At 50.5% G+C, this 4,031-nt stretch carries 5 protein-coding genes; 3 read left to right on the top strand and 2 right to left on the bottom strand.

Annotated features, from left to right (window positions below; all coding sequences use genetic code 11):
- Positions 1–193: 193 nt before the first annotated feature.
- Positions 194–1,396 carry a phosphopentomutase gene (locus tag EKM94_RS12135; protein WP_125602388.1) on the bottom strand — a complete coding sequence of 401 codons (1,203 nt, stop codon included), beginning with the start codon at positions 1,394–1,396 and terminating at the stop codon, positions 194–196.
- Positions 1,383–2,051: a deoxyribose-phosphate aldolase gene (gene deoC / locus EKM94_RS12130; RefSeq protein WP_125602385.1), complete on the bottom strand. Its 669-nt coding sequence runs from the start codon at positions 2,049–2,051 to the stop codon at positions 1,383–1,385. The genes EKM94_RS12135 and deoC overlap by 14 nt, the downstream gene beginning before the upstream one ends.
- Positions 2,052–2,993: 942 nt before the next feature.
- On the opposite strand from deoC, the gene EKM94_RS12125 reads away from it, so the two are divergent.
- The 3 genes from EKM94_RS12125 to EKM94_RS12115 form a co-directional block, all read left to right on the top strand.
- Entirely contained in the window at positions 2,994–3,284 is a 291-nt protein-coding gene (locus tag EKM94_RS12125; protein WP_125602383.1) for a hypothetical protein, read from the top strand.
- 152 nt (positions 3,285–3,436) lie between these two features.
- Positions 3,437–3,709, top strand: coding sequence for a hypothetical protein (locus EKM94_RS12120; RefSeq protein ID WP_125602380.1), 273 nt, complete (start codon positions 3,437–3,439; stop codon positions 3,707–3,709).
- Positions 3,710–3,716: 7 nt separating this feature from the next.
- Positions 3,717–4,031: hypothetical protein (locus EKM94_RS12115; RefSeq protein WP_164511241.1), on the top strand; the 315-nt coding region annotated here is incomplete at its 3' end.

The following is a 4,031-nucleotide window of genomic DNA, read 5'->3' as shown; positions in this document are numbered from 1 at the left end:
AGGACGTGTGGCTCAGCGGTGAGATTATTCTTAGCGATTTATCGCTTAGAATAAGGCTCGATTTGAAGACAAGCCGCTGGGCTTGCGGATTGGCTTCAAACGATGCCCACCGCGTTCCAGCCACGACAAACGTCCTGAGGCGGTTGCGTTCCCATCCAAACCCATCACACCTGCCATCAACGCCAGAAATCTGCTACTTCAAGTCTGCCAAGAAACTCTGACCCTTGCCATTACCAACAACATGGAAGTTATCCAAAACAGTCGCGCCCAAATCTGAGAACGGACTGTGGATACCTAAGCTGCCACCTTGCGCGAAGCTTGGTGAGTAGCACAACAATGGCACATATTCCCGGGTATGGTCGGTGCCTTTGAAGCAAGGATCATTCCCGTGATCAGCCGTAATGAACAACAGATCATCATCATGCAATTTTGGCAAAAGTTCACCTAAACGCTTATCGAAGGCCATCAAAGCATCGCCGTCGCCTTGTGGGTTCCGACGGTGGCCGTACATGGCGTCGAAGTCGACCAGGTTAGTGAAGCAGAACCCAGTGAAATCTTCGTCTGCGGCGGCGATGGTTTTGTCCATGCCATCCATGTTGCTGACGGTATGCCAGCCCTTAGTGATGCCGCGGCCAGAGAAAATATCGTTGATTTTGCCGACGCCAAGAACATCTAGACCAGCTGCGTGCAGGCGATCCAAATCAGTGTCTTCGGTTGGCTCCAAAGTATAGTCATGACGATCGCTAGAACGAACGAAGTGGTCCTTGTCTGGACCGCTGTATGGCCGCGCGATGATCCGGCCCACATGATACTCGTCAATGGTGATCGAACGAGCGTACTCACAGATCTTATACAATTCTGCCAGTGGAATAATGTCGGTATGCGCCGCGATTTGTAAAACAGAGTCGCCGGAGGTATAGACGATCAAGTCGCCTGTCGCCATTTGTTCTTCGCCATAATCGTGGATCACATCGGTCCCACTATATGGTTTGTTGACGATCACTTTGCGACCGCTGAAATCTTCTAATTTTTGTAATAATTCTTGGGGGAAGCCGTTGGGGAAGAAGCCTAACGGTTTAGTGACCGGCAAGCCCATCATTTCCCAGTGGCCGTCCATGCTGTCTTTACCGGCGGAGATCTCAAACATCTTGCCGTAGTGACCAGCGGGATGTTCGATCGGTTCTGCGCCTAAAATCGGATTGTCTTCGCGAATGTTACCCAAGCCGATCTTGACCAGGTTGGGCACTTGGAACTTACCTTGGAAGAATTCGCCGATATGGCCTAACGTGTCAGACCCTTGATCCTCGAACTTCGCTGCGTCGGGTGCTTCGCCGATCCCGATCGAGTCCAAAACGATCCCAAATACACGGTTGAAACGATAATCAGTCTTTGCCATTTGCTTGTGCCTCCTTAAGAATTGTGACTGAGGCGCTGGCCCCGATCCGGTTAGCGCCGGCTGCGATGACCGCTTCGGCCTCCGCTAAGTTGTGCACGCCACCAGAAGCCTTGACCCCTAATTTATCACCGACAGTGTCCCGCATGATTTTAACGTCATGAGGTGTTGCGCCGCCAGTTGAAAAGCCAGTTGATGTTTTCACGAAATCAGCTTCCGCCGCCATTGACAATTCGCAAGCGCGCTTGATTTCTTCGTCAGTCAATAAGCAAGCTTCAATGATCACTTTCAATAAAGCGCCGGCGCCATGAGCAGTGTGCGCCACATGTTCGATGTCCCGTTGGACCGCGTCGTTATGACCCGCCTTCAATTCGCCAATATTGATGACCATATCGACTTCGTTGGCGCCATCTTGGATCGCTTGCGCTGTTTCGGCAACTTTCGACACCGTTGAAGTTGCCCCCAGAGGGAAGCCGATCACCGTACAAGTATTGACAGTTGTGCCTTTCAATTCCTCGGCGGTCATGCTGACCCAGTAAGGATTGATACAAACTGAGGCGAAGTCATATTCCTTCGCTTCGGCGATCACCTGGCGCACCTGATCCTCCGTCGCGTCTGGCTTCAAAAGTGTATGATCAAAATACTTTGCAAATTTCATGTTAGCTCTCCTTTTTTGAGACGTGTTCGTCGGTCTTGCTTCTTCCACTTAGCTACGCACGATTCCGGAAGCTAAAAGCGGCTCCCCTCACAGTGACGAGGCTAAATGTGCTGAAGCAACGCAGGCCGACGCCCACTTTGTCGTTAAATGAGTACCCACTTGAATCTTATCATGATTAGCGCTTGTGTGGCGATTTTTTACTGAAAAAAATGGGGTAACTTTCAGGAATTTACCGGATCCTTGTCCCCAGCGCGCAAAATCCACCCATGACCAGCTAACCACGAACCCTGACAAAATCCGCGACTAAAGCTAAGTATTCACATCCCGTGCCCAAATCATCAATTTGACCTCCTAAAGGTAATGATCTCATTCTAATTAAAGCGCTTTCTGAACAAAAAAGCAACTGTTTTCTCGAATTGGTGCGGTCCAGATTCGGCAAAGAACCAGCCAGCCTGGTCCACCCGCCACTGATTCGCCGCCAAGCAACCCAACCATCACAATTTATTCATCAATTTATCGGAAAACTGCCCCAAACCAGTCATGAACGCTTCACGATTATCCGGTATTCTAAGAACATAGCAAAACGAAAGAGATGATGCCCATGAATCAACCACAGTTTCTAAGCATCGCCAAGATGTCCTAGAAACCCTTGCGCCACCCCTAAAATAAAAGCCCAAAACCTAAGGTGCTCCTAGTTGCCCGCTAGTGATCACCAACTGTGAGCTTGGTTGCCCGCCAAGTCCACACAAAATTCTTCATTTTTCCGCGTGGCCCGGCTGGCGACGCGGACTCCTCCCCTTAAAAAGATCCCCTGCGCAGAATTGACTCGCGCGGGGGATTCTTTGTATTTGCTTGTTACTGACGCTGACTAGAACACAAGCCGCCGGCAAACTGTGGTGGTACTGCAGTATCAAAAAATTCGAATTAGAAGGTCGGAATATTTTGCATAAGTTGAATATCTCTACCCGTTTCCGTATCAATCCATTGTTGGACGGAGAACGACCGATTCGGCTGATTCATCAAGAGCTTGCCTCAGTTCATCAGGCAGACTTCACTGGTGTCACCAATTTCAAGCTGGTGACCACTAACCGCGGTCGTCAATTGCGTGGCTTCTCATCAATTGACCATAGCTTGCCGAGTGGCGTGAGTGCTCAAACGGCTGTTAAAACGTTGAGCGGCTGGAGCGGAGAAATTCGGGGTGAGATCGCCGTGAAATTGTCCTTGGCGGTTTAACGCTTAGAACAAGGCTCAGCTTTGAGATTCGCTGGTTTTGCGAAGCTCAAAGTGACGCCCACAGCGAGCTCACCCCGAATTTCGCAGCGCAAGCCGCGGCCAACCTACTTTTGGGGGTGGTACTGCAATGTCAAGGGATTCGAATTTGTTGGTTGGTACAGTTTGCGTTGGTTGAACATCTTGACCTGCTCCTAAACAATCCTTGGTTGTTGGTTGGAAACCGACCGATCCGGCTGATTCATCAAGAACTTGCCTTAGCTTATCAGACGAACTGCGCTGGTGTCACCAATTTAAAGATTGTAACCACTAACCACGGTCGTCAATGGCGTGGATCCACATCGATTGGCGATAGCTTGCCAGTCGGCGTGAGTGCTCAAACGGCTGCTAAAACGTTGAGCGGCTGGAGCGGAGAAATTCGGGGGTGAGATCGCCGTGAAATTGTCCTTGGCGGCTCTGCCGCTTAGGACAAGGCCTGACTTTGAGACAAGCCGCGCACTTTGCGGATTGGCTCAAAACAGCGCCCACAGCGAGCTCACCCCGAATTTCGCAGCGCAAGCCGCGGCCAACCTACTTTTGGGGGTGGTACTGCAATGTCAACGGATTCGAATTTGTTGGTTGGTACAGTTTGCGTTGGTTGAACATCTTGACCTGCTCCTAAACAATCCTTGGTTGTTGGTTGGAAACCGACCGATCCGGCTGATTCATCAAGAACTTGCCTTAGCTTATCAGACGAACTGCGCTGGTGTC

The sequence above is a fragment of the Lapidilactobacillus achengensis genome, from assembly GCF_003946655.1.
Classification (GTDB): domain Bacteria; phylum Bacillota; class Bacilli; order Lactobacillales; family Lactobacillaceae; genus Lapidilactobacillus; species Lapidilactobacillus achengensis.
Note: the sequence above shows the minus strand (reverse complement) of the source record. Positions and strands in the feature narration are given on the sequence as shown.